An 18,007-nucleotide genomic window follows, 5' to 3' on the forward strand; every position below is an offset into this window, starting at 1 on the left:
ACATCTGGCCCCGTCTGCCCGGGCCATTGTGCCAGCCCGGGCGGAGGGCGGTCAGGCGCCGACCGTGTCGCCGGCCTTGCGGCTGGCCGGAATCGCGCACTCCGCGGGGTCGTCGCCGGGGTGCGAGGCGGCCAGGGCCCGGGCGCGGCGACGGGCCAGCGGGGCGGCCAGCGCGGTCAGTGCGATGAACGCGGCGATGGTCAGCAGCACGATCGTCGCGCCGGGCGGCACGTCCTGGTAGTACGAGGTGACCGTGCCGCCGATGGTCACGCTCACGCCGATCGCGACGGCGATGGCGAAGGTGGCGGCGAAGCTGCGGGTGAGCTGCTGGGCCGCCGCGACGGGCACCACCATGAGCGCGCTCACCAGCAGCAGGCCGACCACGCGCATCGCCACCGAGACGGTGACCGCCGCGGTGACGGCCGTCAGCAGGTTCAGGAACCGCACCGGCAGGCCGGTCACCCGGGCGAACTCCTCGTCCTGGCTGACCGCGAACAGTTGCCGGCGCAGACCGACCGTGACGAGCACCACGAAGGCCGCCAGCACACAGATCGCGGTGACGTCGGACGCGGAGACCGTCGACAGCGAGCCGAAGAGGAACGAGGAGAGGTTCGAGGTGGAGCCGCCGGGGGCGAGGCTGGTGAACATGACGCCGCCGGCCATACCGCCGTAGAAGAGCATCGCGAGGGCGATGTCGCCGCGGGTCCTGGCGTACCAGCGGACCAGTTCCATGAAGACGGCGCCGAGGACGGAGACGAGCGTCGCCATCCACACCGGGGACCAGGAGAACAGGAAGCCGAGGCCGACGCCGGTCATGGCGACGTGGCCGATGCCGTCGCCCATGAGGGCCTGGCGGCGCTGGACGAGGTAGATGCCGACGGCGGGGGCGGTGATGCCGACCAGGACGGCGGCGAGCAGCGCCCGCTGCATGAAGGCGTAGTCGAGGATGTCCATCGGATTCAGCTCAGCAGTCCTGTGCGGATCGGTTCGGCGCCCGCGGGGGCGTGCGGGTGGACGTGGTCGTGGCCGGGCAGCGCGTGCTGGCCGACGGCCTTCGGGGGTGGGCCGTCGTGCAGGACGCAGCCGTCGCGGAGTACGACCGCCCGGTCGATCAGGGGCTCCAGGGGGCCCAGTTCGTGCAGGACGAGGAGGACCGTGGCGCCCTCGGACACCTGGTGCCTCAGGGTCTCGGCGAGGATCTCCTGGCTGGCCAGGTCGACGCCCGCCATCGGCTCGTCCATGATCAGCAGTTCGGGGGCGGCGGCGAGCGCGCGGGCGATCAGGACCCGCTGGTGCTGGCCGCCGGAGAGGGCGTCGACGGAGTCCTTCGCCCTGTCCGCCATGCCGACCAGGTTCAGGGCGTGGCGTACGGCCTCGTGGTCGGCCTTGCGGAAGAGGCCGAAGCGGGTGCGGGCCAGGCGGCCGGAGGCGACGACCTCGGTGACCGTGGCGGGCACGCCGCCGGCGGCGGTGGTGCGCTGCGGGACGTAGCCCACGCGCGCCCAGTCGCGGAACCGGTGCCGAGGGGTGCCGAACAGTTCGATCTCGCCCGCGCTGACGGGCACCTGGCCGATGACGCTGCGCACGGCCGTCGACTTGCCGGAGCCGTTGGCGCCGAGCAGGGCGACGACCTCACCGTGGTGCACGGTGAGGTCGATGCCGCGCAGGACGGGACGCGAGCCCAGCTCGGCGCGGACGCCGCGCAGGGAGATGACGGGTTCGGTCGTCATGCCGTCCTCCGGTGGTTCGCCGGTCACTTGGTTCCCAGGGCCGCCTGGAGGGCCTTGAGGTTGGCTTCCATGACCTGGAAGTAGTCGTCGCCGCGGGAGGCGTCGGTGATGCCCTCGACCGGGTCCAGGACGTCCGTCTTCAGTCCGGTGTCGCCGGCGAGGGTCTTGGCGGTCTTGTCGCTGACGAGCGTCTCGTAGAAGACGGTGGTGACGCCGTCGGCCTTCGCCATCTCCTGGAGCTCCTTCACGCGGGCCCCGCTGGGCTCGGTCTCGGGGTCCAGGCCGCTGATGGCCTCCTCGGTCAGGCCGTAGCGCTCGGCGAGGTAGCCGAAGGCGGCGTGGGTGGTGATGAAGACGCTGTTCTTCTTGTCCGCGAGGCCGGTCTCGAACTTCTCGTCGAGTTCGTTCAGCTCGCCGACCAGAGCCGCGGTGTTCTTCCTGTAGTCGGCGGCGTGGTCCGGGTCGGCCTTCTCGAAGGCCTTGCCGACGCCCTCGGCGACCTCGGCGTACTTGACCGGGTCGAGCCAGATGTGGGGGTCCTTGCCGCCCTCGTGCTCGTGGCCGTGTTCCTCCTCGGAGTGCTCCTCCTCGGAGTGTTCCTCCTCGGAGTGCTCCTCCTCGTGGCCGCCGGCCTCGGTGCCGTGCTCCTCCAGGGAGGTCAGGGTCGCCGCGTCGATCTTCGTCTCCACCGGGGACTGGCCGATGGCCTCGTCGACGGAGGGCTGGAGGCCCTTGAGGTAGAGCGCCGCGTCGGACTCCTCGAGCTGCGCGGTCTGCTTGGCGCTGATCTCCAGGTCGTGCGGCTCCTGGCCGGGCTCGGTGAGGCTGGTGACGCTGACGTGCTCGCCGCCGATCCGCTCGGCGAGGAAGGCCATCGGGTAGAACGACGCGACGACGTCGAACTTGTCGCTGTCGCCCGCGGCGGCACTGTCGGAGGAACAGGCGGTCAGGGTGCCGAGACCGAGGGCGGTGACCGCGGCCAGAGCGGCCGCGGATATGTGAGGTCGTCGTACGTTCATGACAGTCATTTTCAACAAATATGGAAACCGTTGTCAACAAAGCACGTGAGGGCGCTGTAGGGGACACCGAATTGGTCGCGGGGCAGGCCGCGCCGGTAGCCTGAGGGCTTCGCTGGAAGCAATCTCGCTTCGTCGCCCGTCGTCGTAATGAAGAGAGCACCGTGGCCGCCGACAAGATCGACACCATCGTCAGCCTGAGCAAGCGCCGTGGCTTCGTATTCCCCTGCAGTGAGATCTACGGCGGCCAGCGTGCCGCCTGGGACTATGGACCGCTGGGTGTCGAGCTCAAGGAGAACCTGAAGCGCCAGTGGTGGCGCTACATGGTCACCTCGCGCGAGGACGTGGTCGGTCTCGACTCGTCCGTGATCCTCGCCCCGGACGTGTGGGTCGCCTCCGGTCACGTCGCGACCTTCACGGACCCGCTGACCGAGTGCACCTCCTGCCACAAGCGGTTCCGCGCGGACCACCTGGAGGAGGCGTACGAGGAGAAGAAGGGCCGCGCCCCGGAGAACGGCCTCGCCGACCTCAGCTGCCCCAACTGCGGCAACAAGGGCACCTTCACCGAGCCCAAGCAGTTCTCGGGCCTGCTCTCCACCCACCTCGGCCCGACGCAGGACTCCGGCTCCATCGCCTACCTGCGTCCCGAGACCGCCCAGGGCATCTTCACCAACTTCGCCCAGGTGCAGACCGCTTCGCGCAAGAAGCCGCCGTTCGGCATCGCCCAGATGGGCAAGTCCTTCCGCAACGAGATCACGCCCGGCAACTTCATCTTCCGCACCCGCGAGTTCGAGCAGATGGAGATGGAGTTCTTCGTCAAGCCGGGCGAGGACGAGAAGTGGCAGGAGTACTGGATGGAGCAGCGCTGGAACTGGTACACCGGTCTCGGCCTGCGCGAGGAGAACATGCGGTGGTACGAGCACCCGCAGGAGAAGCTCTCCCACTACTCCAAGCGCACCGCTGACATCGAGTACCGCTTCCAGTTCGGCGGCAGCGAGTGGGGCGAGCTGGAGGGTGTCGCCAACCGCACCGACTACGACCTCTCCTCCCACTCCAAGGCCTCCGGCCAGGACCTCGCCTACTACGACCAGGAGGCCGGGGAGCGCTGGACGCCGTACGTCATCGAGCCGGCGGCCGGTGTCGGCCGGGCGATGCTCGCCTTCCTGCTCGACGCGTACGTCGAGGACGAGGCGCCCAACGCCAAGGGCAAGCTGGAGAAGCGGACCGTGCTGCGGCTCGACCACCGCCTCGCGCCGGTGAAGGTGGCGGTGCTCCCGCTGTCCCGCAACGCGGAGCTGTCGCCGAAGGCGAAGGGTCTCGCGCAGGCGCTGCGCCAGCACTGGAACATCGAGTTCGACGACGCCGGTGCGATCGGGCGCCGTTACCGCCGCCAGGACGAGATCGGTACGCCGTTCTGTGTCACCGTCGACTTCGACACGCTGGACGACAACGCGGTGACCGTGCGCGAGCGCGACACGATGAAGCAGGAGCGCGTCTCGCTCGACCAGATCGAGGGGTACCTCGCGTCGCGGCTGATCGGCTGCTGACGGTCGTCCCACACGCCGCACCAGGGGCTCCGCCCCTGGATCCCGGCCTTCGCCCACCCTCCATCCGACTCGGTCGGCCGGGGGGTGGGCGTTTTCGTGTGCCGGCGCGCAGGAGGAGGTGCCGCGCCGCCACGGCCCGGCGAAGGCCACCGTGGTGGACGTGGCCCGCGCGCTCGGCGCCGGCCATGGCAGCGCCTGCCGCACTTCCGTACGGAGGCGGCGCTGCGGGAGGCGGTCACCGAGCGCCAGCTGGACCGTACGTCCGAGGCGCTGTGCGGGATCGCGGCCGACGAGGACCGGGACCCGGGGTCCCGGCTGTGCGACTGGCTCGCCGCCCTGTTCGCCGCCGAGCGCCGCAAGGCGGGCGACGATCCGGCACCGTTCGCCACCTACCGTGTGCCGGCCGCCGAGCTGACGGGCCGGTCGGCCCGCATCGTCGCCGCGGGCGTGGCCTCGGGCGCCTTCGTCGGCGCCGAGCCCGCGGCCACCGCCCGCGCCCTGTTCCGGACCACGGGCCGCTTCCACGACCCGGCGTACGTCCAGGAGTGGGAGATCCCCGGGGCGGACGCCGACTTCGAGGCGGCCGTGGACCTGCTGGTGCGGGGGCTGCGGCCCTGAAGCCGCTCAGGCGGCGGTCGGGTCCACCGTCGCCTGGTGCGCCTGTGCCAGGTGCTCCTGCGCCTTGAGCCGCGGCAGGAACTGGGCGCCTCTGCGCCAGCCGCACGTGTCACATCTGATCGTGCGCTGCACGCCGGCGCGCTGGACACGCACGGTGTGTTCGCGGCCGTGCAGGTCCCAGCGGCTGACCTTGCTGGTGTCGAGCTGCGGCATGGTGCCTCCGGCGGTCGGCAGGACGGTGTCGCCGTTCTTGTGCCCCCGTTCGGGGACGACAAGGAGTGTGCGGCAAAAACGACATCGACAGGGGCCGTCGGCCGTCGGCCGTCTCACGCGCGGCGTGTCCGCGTGGTGCGGCCGGTCCGGTCCGGGTAGTGCTTGCGCAGATCGGAGGCCGCCATCCGGTCCAGCACGCGGTCGGGCAGGAAGCGGGAGGCGCGGACGAGGAACGCGGCCGTCGCGCCGACGGTGTAGCGCGTGCGGGGCCTGCGGGCGGTCGCCGCCCTGGCGATCGTCCGCGCCGCGGCGCCGGACGTCACGCCGGCCTCGGTGAACGCGGCCACGTGGGAGGGCAGCGCCTGGGTCAGGTCGCCGTAGCGCGCGTGCTGCTCCGGGGTCATCCGGGCGGTGAGGCGGTCCAGGCCCGCCAGTCCGGTGGCGGCCATCCCGGTCCTGACGCCGCCGGGCTCGACCACCACCACCTGCACGCCGTGGGGGGCCAGTTCACCCCGCAGGGCGTCGCTCACCGCCTCCAGGGCGAACTTGCTGCCGGCGTACGCGCCGTAGCCGGCCATGGAGACCTTGCCGTTCAGCGAGCTGATGTTGACGATGCGGCCCTTGCTGCGCAGCAGCGCCGGAAGCAGGGCCTGCGCCATCGCGACCTGGCCGAGGACGTTCACCTCGAACAGGTGCCGCCACGTGTCGAGCGGCACCACTTCGACCGGACCGGCGCAGGGGACACCGGCGTTGTTGACCAGCACCCGCAGGGGGCGCCCGTGCGGGTCGCCGTCGACGCGTGCGACCAGCGCGGCGATGTGGTCCCGGTCGGTGATGTCGAGGATCACCGGCTCCACCCCGGCGTCGAGGAGGGCCTGGCCGTCGCCGGCGCGCCGCACGCCGGCGAGGACGTGGTATCCGCGGCGTGCCATCTCCCGCGCGGTGGCCGCGCCCATCCCGGTCGACGCCCCGGTCACGATGACGAGTTCCTGCGCTGGTGACGTCGTCTCGGACACGATGTGCTCCCGGAAGGCCTGGTGCGAACGGTGGACAGGTCGGGTGAAGCCGCCTGCTGAGACCACCGTCGACCGGGGTGCGGGCCGGAACCAGTGCAGCGTGTGACGGTAGGAACCGCAGTACCACCCTCACCGCGCGCCGGGCGGCGATACTGAGACGGTGACCGAGGAACGGAACCAGCTGGGCACGGCACTGCGCCGCTGGCGCGACCGGCTCGCACCGGCCGACGTGGGGCTGCCGGCCACGGGCAGGCGCCGTGCCAGAGGTCTGCGGCGCGAGGAACTCGCCGCGCTCGCCGGGCTCTCCGTCGACTACCTCGTCCGCCTGGAGCAGGGACGCGCCACCCGGCCGTCCGAGCAGGTCGCCGCGGCGCTGGGCCGCGCACTGCAGCTGGAGGCGTCCGAACGGGACCACCTCCACCGCCTCGCACACCTTCCCCTGCCGGGACCCGGGCGCATCTCCGACCACATCCCGCCCAGCGTGCAACGGCTGCTCGCCGCCCTCACCGGCCAGGCGCTGGCCGTCTTCGCGGCGGACTGGACCCTCATCACCTGCACTCCTCTGTGGGCCACGCTGTTCGGGGAGCCCGGACACATCCCCGCGGACCGGCGCAACCTGGTGCTCGACACGTTCCTGCCCGAAAGCGGCTCCCCCGGACGCCGGCCCCGCTCCGAACGCGGCCGGGAGGCGATGGAAGCAGCGCTCGTCGCCGATCTGCGCACCGCGCAGGGCACCTTCCCGGACGACCCCCGCCTGCGCGCACTCATCCAGGAGTGCACCGCACGCAGTCCCCGCTTCGCGCGGCTCTGGGCGCGGGGCGCCGCGGGCGCGCTCGGCCATGACCGCAAGACCGTCACCCACCCGGTCGTCGGGGACGTCACCCTCGACTGCGACATCCTCACCGTGCCCGGGTCGGACCTCAGGATCGTCGCCTACACCGCGGCCGCCGGAACCCCCTCCGCGGAGCAGCTCGACTTCCTCAAAGTCACCGCCGCCCGGGCCCCCCTCGGCCACGGACCCGTCTGAACGGCCCCGGCGGCACCGCGACCGCCGGTCAGGCGACGGCCCCGGTGCTCTGCCGGACCTCCGGCGACTCCAGCCGCCGCGCCGTCCGCTCGGCGGTCCTCCGCGCCCAGCGGCCCGACGTCAGCGCGCCGACCACCAGCACCGCGAGCCCGCACCCCGCGAGGATCCACCACCCCGGCCGTGCCGCCGTCACGAACGCCTCCGCGTACGGCGACGAGCCCACCCCCGCCGCCAGCACCGCGCCGATCACCGCGACGCCCAGTGCCTGGCCGAGCTGACGGCTGGTGGACGCGACCGCCGAGGCCACCCCCGCCTGCGCGGTCGGCATGCCGGAGACGGCGGTGTTGGTGATGGGGGCGTTGACGAAGCCGAAGCCGACGCCGAAGAGGACGTACCCGAGGAAGAGGGTGGCGTCGGAGGTCTCGGCCTCGAAGAGGGCGAAGAGGAGCCCACTGGCCGTCATCGCGCCGCCGGCGATCAGCAGCGGCAGGCGCGGGCCCCGGCCGCCGACCAGCCGGCCGGAGAGCGGGGCGCACAGGAAGGTAGGGACGGCCATCGGGAGCATCCACAGGCCCGCGTCCAGGGCGCTCAGGCCCCGTACGTTCTGCAGGTACAGCGTGGACAGGAACAGGAAGCCGCCGAGCGAGGCGAACGCGCTCACGGCTGTCACCGTGGCCCCGCTGAACGGAGCGGAGCGGAAGAAGCGCAGGTCGATGAGGGGTTCGCGGCGGCGGGGCTCGTAGTACAGGAGGGCGACGAGGGCGGCCAGGGCCAGGACGGCGTACGGAGCGGTCGCCGGGAGGGAGGCGTGCGGGGCCTCGATGATCGCGTACGTCAGGGAGCCGAACAGGACGATCACCAGGAACTGGCCGACCGGGTCCGGGCGGCGGGCCTTCGGCGCGCGGGACTCCGGGACGAAGCGCCAGGTGAGCAGCAGCGCGGCCAGGCCCACCGGCAGGTTGACCCAGAAGATGGAGCGCCAGCCGACCGACTCCACCAGCAGCCCGCCGACCAGCGGTCCCGCGGCCATCGAGATGCCGACGACCGCGCCCCACGCGCCGATCGCGCGGGCCCGTTCGCGGGGATCGGTGAAGGTGTTGGTGATGATCGACATGGCGACCGGGTTGAGCATCGAGCCGCCGATCGCCTGCACCATCCGGAACACGACCAGCCACGACAGGTCCGGTGCCAGGGAGCACAGCACCGAGCCGAGGGTGAAGACCACCAGGCCCGCCATGAACACCCGTCTGCGGCCGGTCCGGTCGGCGGTGGAGCCGGCCAGCATGAGCAGGGACGCCAGGACGAGCGTGTACGCGTCGATGGTCCACTGCAGCCCCGAGGTGCTCGCGTGGAACTCCCGTTGCATGGCGGGCAGGGCGACGTTGAGGACCGTGTTGTCCAGGCTCACGATCAGCAGGCTCATGCAGCAGATCGCGAGCACCAGCATGCGTCGGCCATGGCTGAGCTCGGGCATGGGTGCCATCGTACGCGCGTTTCGATAGTGCGGTTAACTAATGACCGCTACATGATGATCGGGTGCCGGCGTGCCGGGTACCCCTCGGCATGCGGGACAATGGGGGAATGCCCACTTCGTCGCCGACCACGGACACGACCCTGCGCATCGGCCCGCACGCGGTTCAGCCGCCCGTCGTGCTCGCCCCCATGGCCGGGATCACCAACGCGCCCTTCCGTACCCTGTGCAGGGAGTTCAGCGGCGGCAAGGGCCTGTTCGTCAGCGAGATGATCACCACCCGGGCGCTGGTCGAGCGCAACGACAAGACCATGCAGCTCATCCGCTTCGACGAGACCGAGAAGCCGCGCTCCATCCAGCTCTACGGCGTCGACCCGGCGACCGTCGGCAAGGCCGTCCGCATGATCGCGGAGGAGGACCTCGCCGACCACATCGACCTCAACTTCGGCTGCCCGGTCCCCAAGGTGACCCGCAAGGGCGGCGGCTCGGCCCTCCCGTACAAGCGGAACCTGCTGCGGTCGATCCTGCGCGAGGCGGTCAGCGGGGCCGGGGACCTGCCGGTGACGATGAAGATGCGCAAGGGCATCGACGACGACCACCTGACCTACCTGGACGCCGGCCGGATCGCCGTCGAGGAGGGCGTCACCGCCATCGCGCTGCACGGCCGTACCGCCGCCCAGCACTACGGCGGCACCGCCGACTGGGACGCCATCGCCCGGCTGAAGGAGCACGTCCCGGAGATCCCGGTGCTCGGCAACGGCGACATCTGGTCGGCCGGGGACGCGCTGCGGATGGTGCGCGAGACCGGCTGCGACGGGGTGGTCGTGGGGCGTGGCTGCCTCGGCCGGCCGTGGCTGTTCGCGGACCTGGTGGCCGCCTTCGAGGGACGCGCCGACGCTGTCGTACGGCCCACCCTGCGTGAGGTCGCCGACGTCATGGTCCGGCACGCCACGCTGCTGGGGGAGTGGATCGGCGACGAGTCGCGCGGCGTGATCGACTTCCGCAAGCACGTCGCCTGGTACCTGAAGGGCTTCGCGGTCGGCTCCGAGATGCGTAAGCGGCTCGCGGTCACCTCCTCGCTGGAGGAGCTGCGGTCCGGGCTGGACGAGCTGGACCTCGACCAGCCCTGGCCGGCCGGCGCCGACGGCCCCCGCGGCCGTACGTCCGGCAACAACCGGGTGGTGCTGCCGGACGGCTGGCTGAAGGACCCGTACGACTGCGCGGGCGTCGGCGAGGACGCGGAACTGGACACCTCCGGCGGCTGATCACTCCCCGGTGGGGTGCGGGACGGAGCCGTAGGCCGTCAGGAAGCGGTCGCGGAACGCGCTCATCCGCCACACCGGCGCGTCCTTCGCCGGGCGGAGCCCTTCCGTCCAGTTCCAGGCGTCGATCTTCTCCAGCACCTTCGGGTCCTTGGCGACGACCGACACCGGCACGTCCCGGCTCGCGTGGTCGCCGCTGACCCGGGCGATGGGCTGGTGGTCGCCGAGGAAGACGAGGACGGTGTCGTCGGTGCCGTAGCGCTCCAGCCACTGGGTGAGGCTGGTGACCGAGTACGCGACCGACCTGCCGTACTCCCGCCGGGACGCGGTGGAGTCGGCGATGACGTCGGAGGACTTCTTCCCCGCCTTCCGGATGGCGTCGAAGACCGAACCGTCGCCGAGGTCGTCCCAGTCGACCAGCTCCGGGACCGGCGCCCAGGGCTGGTGGCTGGAGGTGAGGATGATCTCCGACATCAGCGGCCGGTCGCGTTCGCGGCCGTGTTCCAGGCGCTGGAAGGCCTCCAGGGCGTACTGGTCCGGCATGGTCGACCAGCTGAACTTCGGTCCCCGGTAGCCGAGGCCGAAGGCGTCGTAGACCTTGTCGAGGCCGTACCATTCGGCCTCCGGCCAGGCCTTCCGCACACCCGGCATGACGCCGACGGTGTCCCAGGCGCCGGTCTTGCGGAACGCCTTGGTGAGGGTGAGGTGGTCGCCGGAGGTGACGGTGCGGTAGCGCTGCTGGTTGTCGATCCACAGGCCGGACAGGGCGGTGGAGTGGCCGAGCCAGCTGCTGCCGCCGTAGGTCGCCGAGGTGAGCCAGCCGCTGCGGGCGTGGTAGCCGGCCTTCGCGAGCGCGGCGGTGCGGGTGTCGAGGACGCGGGTGACGCCGGGGGCGATCAGGGGGTCCTCGACGGCGGTGCGGCCGTAGCTCTCGATGAAGGCGAAGACGACGTCCTTGCCGCGCAGGTCCGGGACGAGCTCGCCGGGGGGAGTGGCGCCGAAGGCGTCCGCCCGCGCCTCCTTCGCGAACGCCGCCTCGTCGCGCAGGGTGTCCACCACGCGCCGCGTCTGCCCCTTCAGGGCGCCCGCGGCGCGGTCGGAGGCGACCGGCACACCGGAGACCTGCACCCCGAGCGCGGCGCAGGCGACCCACGCCGTCCCCGCGATCAGCACGCCCCGGCCGGCGCGGACGCGGTGCCGGGCCAGCAGGTCGCCGAGCCGGACGGTGGCCAGCGCCATGACGGTCACCAGGAGCAGGGCGAGGACGACCGCGCCGACGGCGGCGGCGGTCGCGGCCGCGGAGCCCATCGAGTCCGCGACATAGGCCTGGGCGTCGTCGAGCAGCCCCCAGTCGAGTACGACGTTGAAGCCGCGGCCCAGGTACTCGGTGAACCCGATGTCCAGCAGGTTCAGCACGGTCAGAACGCCGATGCCCACCCCGTACAGCGCCGCCACGACGATCCGCGGCCGGCGGGGCAGGGCGAGCAGCAGGACGGCCCCGACGATCGCCTCCGCCGGTATCCGGGTGAACCGGTCGGGCCGGAGGGCCGGAGCGGTGTTCGGCATCAGGAGGGCGCCGACGACGAGGGCGGTGGCGAGGACGTGGACCGTCCGGCGGAGGGTGCGGGCGGCGACGGGGTGCGCGTCCCGCGCGCCGCGCAGGCGGGTGCGGACGCGCGGGACGCGCAGGCGTGTGAAGACAGGCAACCCGGAGGTTCCTTCCGTACCGAGCCCGGTGGGAGGCGGACCCGGCGTGGGGGTCCGGGTCCGCCGTCCTTCCGTACGGGCGGCGGGGACGGTGTGTTCACCTGGTCCGCATGGTGGAACCCGATGCGCTGTGGCAGCGTGATTCTCGCCACCCTTGATAAGGGCTGCGCTCAGATGAGCGGATCATGGGCGACTGCACTTCTCAAAGGGTGGCACTCGGTGCCATCCCTTGATCGTTCATCGAGCGAAATCAGACGTGGCGATTGCCGCTCATGTGAGCGCTTGGAGGGTGACGGGAAGGGTGATGCGTTCAAGAGGTGAAAACATTCGGCCGTCGCGGCTTGCCAAGCTTTGACTTTCGATCCGCTGGCGGACGACCGGTTACAGGCGCATGACGCACAAGTGGACGTACCCAGAAGCCTTTGATCTGGGTACATTCTCGCCGTCAGGGCAGCCACCGCGTCCTCGAGGAGTCGAGACCCGTGTCGGAAAACAAAGATCCCCACGTAGCGAAGTTCGTTTACGACTTCACCGAGGGCAACAAGGACCTGAAGGACCTCCTGGGCGGCAAGGGTGCCAACCTCGCCGAGATGACCAACCTGGGCCTTCCCGTCCCGCCCGGCTTCACCATCACCACCGAGGCGTGCAAGACCTACCTCGACAGTGGCGAGGAGCCGGCGGCACTGCGTGACGAGGTGAGTGCGCACCTCGACGCCCTCGAAGCGACGATGGGCAAGAAGCTCGGCCAGGCCGACAACCCCCTCCTCGTGTCGGTCCGCTCCGGGGCGAAGTTCTCCATGCCGGGCATGATGGACACCGTCCTCAACATCGGCCTCTCCGACAAGTCCGTGCAGGGCCTGGCCCAGCAGGCCGGCGACGAGCGGTTCGCGTGGGACTCCTACCGGCGCCTCATCCAGATGTTCGGCAAGACCGTCCTCGGCGTCGACGGCGAGCTGTTCGAGGACGCGCTGGAGGCGGCGAAGGAGGCCAAGAAGGTCACCGTCGACACCGAACTGGAGGCCGCCGACCTCAAGAAACTCGTCACCAAGTTCAAGAAGATCGTCAAGACCGAGGCAGGCCGGGACTTCCCGCAGGACCCGCGCGAGCAGATGGACCTCGCCATCAAGGCGGTCTTCGACTCCTGGAACGGCGACCGCGCCAAGCTCTACCGCCGTCAGGAGCGCATCCCGCACGACCTCGGCACGGCCGTCAACGTCTGCTCCATGGTCTTCGGCAACCTCGGCCCCGACTCCGGCACCGGCGTCGCCTTCACCCGCGACCCGGCCTCGGGACACCAGGGCGTCTACGGCGACTACCTGCAGAACGCGCAGGGCGAGGACGTGGTCGCGGGCATCCGCAACACCGTGCCGCTCGCGGAGCTGGAGTCGATCGACAAGAAGTCGTACGACCAGCTCATGCGGATCATGGAGACGCTGGAGAACCACTACAAGGACCTCTGCGACATCGAGTTCACCATCGAGCGCGGCCAGCTCTGGATGCTCCAGACCCGCGTCGGCAAGCGCACGGCGGGCGCGGCCTTCCGCATCGCCACCCAGCTCGTCGACCAGGGGCTGATCGACGAGGCCGAGGCGCTCACCCGCGTCAACGGCGCCCAGCTCGCCCAGCTCATGTTCCCCCGCTTCGACGAGGACGCCAAGGTCGAGCAGGTCGGCCGCGGCATCGCCGCCTCCCCGGGCGCGGCGGTCGGCAAGGCGGTCTTCGACTCGTACACCGCCGTGAAGTGGTCGCGCTCCGGCGAGAAGGTCATCCTGATCCGCCGCGAGACCAACCCCGACGACCTGGACGGCATGATCGCCGCCGAGGGCATCCTCACCTCGCGCGGCGGCAAGACCTCCCACGCGGCCGTCGTCGCGCGCGGCATGGGCAAGACCTGTGTCTGCGGCGCGGAGGAGCTGGAGGTCGACACCAAGCGCCGCCGGATGACCGTCCCCGGCGGACAGGTGGTCGAGGAGGGCGACGTCGTCTCCATCGACGGCTCCTCCGGCAAGGTCTACCTGGGCGAGGTCCCGGTCGTCCCGTCCCCGGTCGTGGAGTACTTCGAGGGCCGGATGCACCCGGGTGCCGACGACGCCGACGAACTCGTCGAGGCCGTGCACCGGATGATGGCCTTCGCCGACCGCAAGCGCCGGCTGCGGGTGCGGGCCAACGCCGACAACGCCGAGGACGCGCTGCGGGCGCGGCGCTTCGGCGCCCAGGGCATCGGCCTGTGCCGCACCGAGCACATGTTCCTCGGCGACCGCCGCGAACTGGTCGAACGCCTGATCCTCGCCGACACCGAGGCCGAGCGCGAGGAGTCCCTCAAGGCCCTGCTCCCGTTGCAGAAGCGGGACTTCGTGGAACTCTTCGAGGCGATGGACGGCCTCCCGGTCACCATCCGCCTCCTCGACCCGCCGCTGCACGAGTTCCTGCCCGACATCACCGAGCTGTCGGTCCGCGTCGCCCTCGCCGAGTCCCGGCAGGAGCCGCACGAGAACGAACTGCGCCTGCTCCAGGCCGTGCACCGCCTCCACGAGCAGAACCCGATGCTGGGCCTGCGCGGTGTCCGCCTCGGCCTGGTCATCCCCGGTCTGTTCACCATGCAGGTGCGGGCCATCGCGGAGGCCGCCGCCGAGCGCAAGGCGGCCAAGGGTGACCCGCGCGCGGAGATCATGATCCCGCTCGTCGGCACGGTCCAGGAGCTGGAGATCGTCCGCGAGGAGGCCGACCAGGTCATCGCCGAGGTCGAACAGGCCACCGGCACCAAGCTGAAGCTCGCCATCGGCACGATGATCGAGCTGCCGCGTGCCGCGCTGACCGCCGGCCAGATCGCGGAGGCGGCGGAGTTCTTCTCCTTCGGCACGAACGACCTCACCCAGACGGTGTGGGGCTTCTCCCGGGACGACGTGGAGGCCTCGTTCTTCACGGCGTACCTGGAGAAGGGCATCTTCGGGGTGTCGCCGTTCGAGACGATCGACAAGGACGGCGTGGGCTCGCTGGTCGCCGCCGCCGCGCAGGCCGGCCGCGCCACCCGCCCCGACCTGAAGCTCGGCGTCTGCGGCGAGCACGGCGGCGACCCGGAGTCGGTCCACTTCTTCCACGAGGTCGGCCTGGACTACGTCTCCTGCTCCCCGTTCCGCATCCCGGTCGCCCGTCTGGAGGCCGGCCGCGCGGCCGTCACGTCGACGGGCAGCGACCACCGTTAGCCCTCACCGGGCGAGTCGAACCCCGGAGCCGTCGTCTGTCACCCGACCACCCTCACCGATCGGCGACGGCTCCGGACCACGAAAGAGGGGCGGGCACCCGTGCGGGGGTGCCCGCCCTCTTTCGTCACACAGCAGGGGGCGCTTGCAGGTCGTCGACCCGCGGCTTCCGGCTTTTCAGCTCGTCGGCGTGGTGCGAGCGACTCGGTGGGGCAATGAGCTTTCACCGGGGGTGCCGTCCTGCCGGGCGGCGCGGGAAGACCGACTCCCTGCTGCTGTCCTTGTAGGGCGGAGAGCCGGTCTTCGCGCGGGACGACGTCAGTCGGAGTCGCCGCGGCGCCTGCGGGCCGCGATCATCACGCCGCCGCCCAGCAGGACGACGGCCGCACCGCCGGCCGCGATGTACGGCGTGGCGTTGCTGCCGCCGGTCTCGGCGAGGTCGGTGCCGCCGCCCTGCTCCGTGCTGTCGGAGCCGGTGTTCTCCGTGTTCTCCGTGTTCCCGGTGTCGCTCTCGGTCTCCTCGTGGGGCGTGAAGTCCGCCGGCGGCTTGTCGCAGCCGATGCCGTCACCGTCGCGGTCCAGGTGCTCGCCGTAGTGGTCGCTGGTCTCGGGGATGTCGGCGTGCCCGTTCTCGTACGCCTCGGCGCAGTTCTCGAACGGGGTGTTGCCGCCGTGTGCCTCGGCGGTGGCCGGTACGGCGGCCAGGGCGAGCGCGGCGAGGACCGCGGCGGCGGAGGTACGGAACGGGTGCATGGCGAAGAGTCCCCCAGATCGGGCGATTGCGTGTGCTTGGTACGAGGGTGACGAAGTTACTGGGGGACTCGTGCCGGGTGGGGCGTATGGAGAGCTTGTGATGCGAACGTGACGTGACCGGAGGGTAGCTCTCCGCTACGACCGGAAGGGGCCCCGCACCTCGTACGTGATCCCGCCCGACGAACTCCCGCTCGTGCCGCGCTGACTGGAGAAGTACAGGCGGGTGCCGTCGGGGGAGAAGGCCGGGCCGGTGATCTCGGAGCCCGACTGGCCGCCGATGCGGAGGAACGGGGCCACCACGTCGTCGGGCGTGATGACGCAGATCTCCATGGTGCCGCCGTCCTCGGCCACGAACAGGTCGCCGGAGGCGGCGCCGGTGACGTTGTCGACGCCCGTCAGGGGAGCGCCGCCGCCCGTCACCAGCGAGTCGTCGTAGGCGAGTTCGATGGTCTGGGCGGACGCGTCGTACTGCCAGACGCGGTTGTCGCCCTTCGTGGTGAACCAGCAGGTGTCGTCGGCGTAGTAGCAGCCCTCGCCGCCGTTGAAGCGCTTGGCGCCGGAGACCTGGTTGCGGGTGGCGGTGGCGCCGGACGGGTCCGGGACCCGCGCCCAGCTCACCGGGCCGCTGGTGCCGCTGCCGCCGGTCAGTACCTCCAGGGTGCCCGAGGACAGGTCGCCCCAGGTGGTGGGCCGGAAGCGGTAGAAGCAGCCGTCCGTGACGTCCTCCGTCAGGTACACGACCTTGCGCACCGGGTCGGCCGCCGCCGCCTCGTGCTTGAAGCGGCCCATCGCGTCACGACGGACGGCCGCCTTCACGCCCCAGGGGTCGGTCTCGTAGACGTACCCGCGGTCCACCTCCTCGCAGGACAGCCAGGTGTTCCACGGGGTCTTCCCGCCCGCGCAGTTCTGCCGGGTGCCGGACAGGACGCGGTACGCGCCCGTGATGGCGCCGGTGGCCGAGAACTTCAGCGCGCTCGCCCCGCCGGAGGGGTTGATCTCCGAGTTGGAGACGTAGATCCAGCCCGACCCGTCCGCGTAACAGGCACCGCCGTCGGGGGCGTTGTGCCAGGTGTACGAGGTGCCGGTGACCGTCCGGCCGGAACGGGCGACGACCCGGCTGGTGAAACCGGCGGGCAGGCTGATGCCGTTGGCGTCCGCCGCCCCGAGCGGGCCGTACGGGCCGCTGCCGGGCTGGGCGGGCGCGGCGTACGCCGCGCCGCGCCACAGGGTTCCGCCGAGGACGGAGGAGGTGCCGCCGACGGCGGTCGCACGAAGGAAGGTACGACGTTCCACTGCCACTCCAAGGGTGCCGTGACCGCCCCGCCGCCGGTCGGCGGCGGGGGCGTGCGGTCAGGGAACCTAGGGGCGCGGAATGGACGCTTCATGACCGGGGGCGTACCGGCGGATGGCCATCCCGGGGGCCTACAGGGGCACGGCCACCGCCGTGAACGTCGTCTCCGGGGTCTGCGGGCTGGTGAAGCGGGCGTTGACCAGGTAGAGGCGGTCGCGGAAGCGGGCGGCGGTGGCGGGGACGTCGAAGCGGGGGTCGGTGATCGAGCGGCGCAGGGTCGCCGTGGTGGCGCGGGCGTCCAGGTCGAAGACCGTGACGACGTTCGAGCGGTTCTGTACGACGTACAGGGTGCGGCCGACGCGGACCAGACCGTCGCCGTTGACCACGTTCTCCGCTCCGGAGAGGGTGATGCGGGTGGCGTGGCCGGTGCGCAGGCTCACGCGGTAGAGCTCGCCGGGCGTGCTCTTGACCACGATCACGTCGCGTCCGTCGGGCGTGCTGACGACGCCGTTGGCGTTGTTGACGTCCGGCAGTTGCTCCCAGTCGCCGGTGAGCGGGAGGGCGCGGACGCCGCCGCCCCGGCCGCGCGGGACGCCGTACAGGACCGCGTCGCGGGAGTCGGTGAACCAGGCGCGGTCGTGGAAGAGGACGACGTCGTTGATGAAGTGACCTGTGGATGCGGTGAGGTCGTACGTTCTCCGCAGCTCGCCGGTGCGGGCGTCGACGACGCGCGCGGTGCCGCCACCGCCGCCGGAGACGTACAGCAGGCCGTCGTCGCCCAGCTTGAGGCCGATGGCCGCGAGGCCGGGGGCGCCCTCGTGGAGGACTCCGCCCCTGCCGGTGCGCAGGTCGGTGCGGAGAATCGCGCCGTCGGCGCGGGAACCCAGGTAGGCGTACGGCGCGCTGCCGATGGTGATGCCCTCGGGCAGCCAGCCGTCCGGCAGCGGGAACTCGGTCGGCCAGGCGGGCCGGTGGCCGGCGGCCCGCGCCGTACCGGGGCCGGTCGCCACCGCGAACGCGGCGACGGCGGCACCGCCGAGCACGGCACGCCGGGAGGGCTGGATGTGCTGCGGGTGGTTCCGGGTCATGGTCCGGGCCTCCGTGACGGATGAGGGGATGAACCACCCCCGATGAAACTCCATGAACCGGCCCCGCC

The 18,007-nt window shown here is 71.5% G+C and carries 14 protein-coding genes and 1 pseudogene; 5 read left to right on the forward strand and 10 right to left on the reverse strand.

What is annotated here, in order from left to right; translation table 11 throughout:
* Nucleotides 1-51: 51 nt before the first annotated feature.
* The 3 genes from ACF1DX_RS02605 to ACF1DX_RS02615 are packed head-to-tail and all read right to left on the reverse strand — an operon-like array spanning nucleotide 52 to nucleotide 2,749.
* Nucleotides 52-954, reverse strand: a complete 903-nt coding sequence (locus ACF1DX_RS02605) for a metal ABC transporter permease (protein WP_391789402.1) — start codon at nucleotides 952-954, stop codon at nucleotides 52-54.
* A 5-nt stretch (nucleotides 955-959) separates the two neighbouring features.
* Nucleotides 960-1,730, reverse strand: a complete 771-nt coding sequence (locus ACF1DX_RS02610) for a metal ABC transporter ATP-binding protein (RefSeq protein ID WP_391789403.1) — start codon at nucleotides 1,728-1,730, stop codon at nucleotides 960-962.
* A 23-nt stretch (nucleotides 1,731-1,753) separates the two neighbouring features.
* Nucleotides 1,754-2,749: a metal ABC transporter substrate-binding protein gene (locus tag ACF1DX_RS02615; RefSeq protein ID WP_391789404.1), complete on the reverse strand. Its 996-nt coding sequence runs from the start codon at nucleotides 2,747-2,749 to the stop codon at nucleotides 1,754-1,756.
* A gap of 161 nt (nucleotides 2,750-2,910) precedes the next feature.
* On the opposite strand from ACF1DX_RS02615, the gene ACF1DX_RS02620 reads away from it, so the two are divergent.
* Both ACF1DX_RS02620 and ACF1DX_RS02625 read left to right on the forward strand, forming a co-directional pair.
* Entirely contained in the window at nucleotides 2,911-4,293 is a 1,383-nt protein-coding gene (locus ACF1DX_RS02620; RefSeq protein ID WP_391789405.1) for a glycine--tRNA ligase, read from the forward strand.
* A gap of 118 nt (nucleotides 4,294-4,411) precedes the next feature.
* Nucleotides 4,412-4,911 (forward strand): annotated as a pseudogene (locus tag ACF1DX_RS02625) (TetR/AcrR family transcriptional regulator).
* A gap of 6 nt (nucleotides 4,912-4,917) precedes the next feature.
* On the opposite strand, the gene ACF1DX_RS02630 reads toward ACF1DX_RS02625, so the two are convergent.
* Together ACF1DX_RS02630 and ACF1DX_RS02635 are read right to left on the reverse strand one after the other, a co-directional pair.
* A complete protein-coding gene (locus ACF1DX_RS02630) occupies nucleotides 4,918-5,124 on the reverse strand; it encodes a hypothetical protein (protein ID WP_391789406.1) in 207 nt (68 codons plus the stop codon).
* A 113-nt stretch (nucleotides 5,125-5,237) separates the two neighbouring features.
* Entirely contained in the window at nucleotides 5,238-6,140 is a 903-nt protein-coding gene (locus ACF1DX_RS02635; protein WP_391789407.1) for an SDR family NAD(P)-dependent oxidoreductase, read from the reverse strand.
* A 160-nt stretch (nucleotides 6,141-6,300) separates the two neighbouring features.
* Between ACF1DX_RS02635 and ACF1DX_RS02640 the strand changes: the two genes are divergently transcribed.
* Complete coding sequence (locus tag ACF1DX_RS02640; protein WP_391789408.1) at nucleotides 6,301-7,167, forward strand: helix-turn-helix transcriptional regulator; 867 nt, start codon at nucleotides 6,301-6,303, stop codon at nucleotides 7,165-7,167.
* Between the two features lie 28 nt (nucleotides 7,168-7,195).
* Here ACF1DX_RS02640 and ACF1DX_RS02645 read toward each other — a convergent pair whose 3' ends face one another.
* Nucleotides 7,196-8,641 carry an MFS transporter gene (locus ACF1DX_RS02645; protein ID WP_391789409.1) on the reverse strand — a complete coding sequence of 482 codons (1,446 nt, stop codon included), beginning with the start codon at nucleotides 8,639-8,641 and terminating at the stop codon, nucleotides 7,196-7,198.
* Nucleotides 8,642-8,748: 107 nt separating this feature from the next.
* Here ACF1DX_RS02645 and dusB point away from each other — a divergent pair, with 107 nt between their 5' ends.
* On the forward strand, nucleotides 8,749-9,903 hold the full coding sequence (dusB, locus tag ACF1DX_RS02650) for a tRNA dihydrouridine synthase DusB (protein WP_391789410.1): 1,155 nt from the start codon (nucleotides 8,749-8,751) through the stop codon (nucleotides 9,901-9,903).
* On the opposite strand, the gene ACF1DX_RS02655 is transcribed toward dusB, so the two are convergent.
* The gene (locus tag ACF1DX_RS02655) at nucleotides 9,904-11,607 is read right to left on the reverse strand and encodes a CDP-alcohol phosphatidyltransferase (RefSeq protein WP_391789411.1); all 1,704 of its coding nucleotides are present in this window, start codon (nucleotides 11,605-11,607) and stop codon (nucleotides 9,904-9,906) included.
* Nucleotides 11,608-12,089: 482 nt separating this feature from the next.
* Between ACF1DX_RS02655 and ppdK the strand changes: the two genes are divergently transcribed.
* A complete protein-coding gene (gene ppdK, locus ACF1DX_RS02660; protein WP_391789412.1) occupies nucleotides 12,090-14,810 on the forward strand; it encodes a pyruvate, phosphate dikinase in 2,721 nt (906 codons plus the stop codon).
* A gap of 315 nt (nucleotides 14,811-15,125) precedes the next feature.
* On the opposite strand, the gene ACF1DX_RS02665 is transcribed toward ppdK, so the two are convergent.
* The 3 genes from ACF1DX_RS02665 to ACF1DX_RS02675 all read right to left on the reverse strand — a co-directional run bounded on the left by ACF1DX_RS02665 (nucleotide 15,126) and on the right by ACF1DX_RS02675 (nucleotide 17,939).
* A complete protein-coding gene (locus tag ACF1DX_RS02665) occupies nucleotides 15,126-15,560 on the reverse strand; it encodes an LAETG motif-containing sortase-dependent surface protein (RefSeq protein WP_391789413.1) in 435 nt (144 codons plus the stop codon).
* Between the two features lie 135 nt (nucleotides 15,561-15,695).
* Nucleotides 15,696-16,853, reverse strand: coding sequence for an alkaline phosphatase PhoX (locus tag ACF1DX_RS02670; RefSeq protein WP_391789414.1), 1,158 nt, complete (start codon nucleotides 16,851-16,853; stop codon nucleotides 15,696-15,698).
* Between the two features lie 129 nt (nucleotides 16,854-16,982).
* Nucleotides 16,983-17,939 carry an SMP-30/gluconolactonase/LRE family protein gene (locus ACF1DX_RS02675; RefSeq protein ID WP_391789415.1) on the reverse strand — a complete coding sequence of 319 codons (957 nt, stop codon included), beginning with the start codon at nucleotides 17,937-17,939 and terminating at the stop codon, nucleotides 16,983-16,985.
* Between the last annotated feature and the right edge of the window lie 68 nt (nucleotides 17,940-18,007).

It is taken from the genome of Streptomyces sp. NPDC014676, from assembly GCF_043084105.1.
In the GTDB taxonomy this organism is placed as follows: Bacteria; Actinomycetota; Actinomycetes; order Streptomycetales; family Streptomycetaceae; genus Streptomyces.

Coding starts and splice junctions, on each gene's coding strand:
- ACF1DX_RS02605 (WP_391789402.1), bottom strand. CDS start 954: ATGGACATCCTCGACTACGCCTTCATGCAGCGGGCGCTGCTCGCCGCC.
- ACF1DX_RS02665 (WP_391789413.1), bottom strand. CDS start 15,560: ATGCACCCGTTCCGTACCTCCGCCGCCGCGGTCCTCGCCGCGCTCGCC.
- dusB (WP_391789410.1), top strand. CDS start 8,749: ATGCCCACTTCGTCGCCGACCACGGACACGACCCTGCGCATCGGCCCG.
- ACF1DX_RS02610 (WP_391789403.1), bottom strand. CDS start 1,730: ATGACGACCGAACCCGTCATCTCCCTGCGCGGCGTCCGCGCCGAGCTG.
- ACF1DX_RS02645 (WP_391789409.1), bottom strand. CDS start 8,641: ATGCCCGAGCTCAGCCATGGCCGACGCATGCTGGTGCTCGCGATCTGC.
- ACF1DX_RS02630 (WP_391789406.1), bottom strand. CDS start 5,124: ATGCCGCAGCTCGACACCAGCAAGGTCAGCCGCTGGGACCTGCACGGC.
- ACF1DX_RS02675 (WP_391789415.1), bottom strand. CDS start 17,939: ATGACCCGGAACCACCCGCAGCACATCCAGCCCTCCCGGCGTGCCGTG.
- ACF1DX_RS02615 (WP_391789404.1), bottom strand. CDS start 2,749: ATGAACGTACGACGACCTCACATATCCGCGGCCGCTCTGGCCGCGGTC.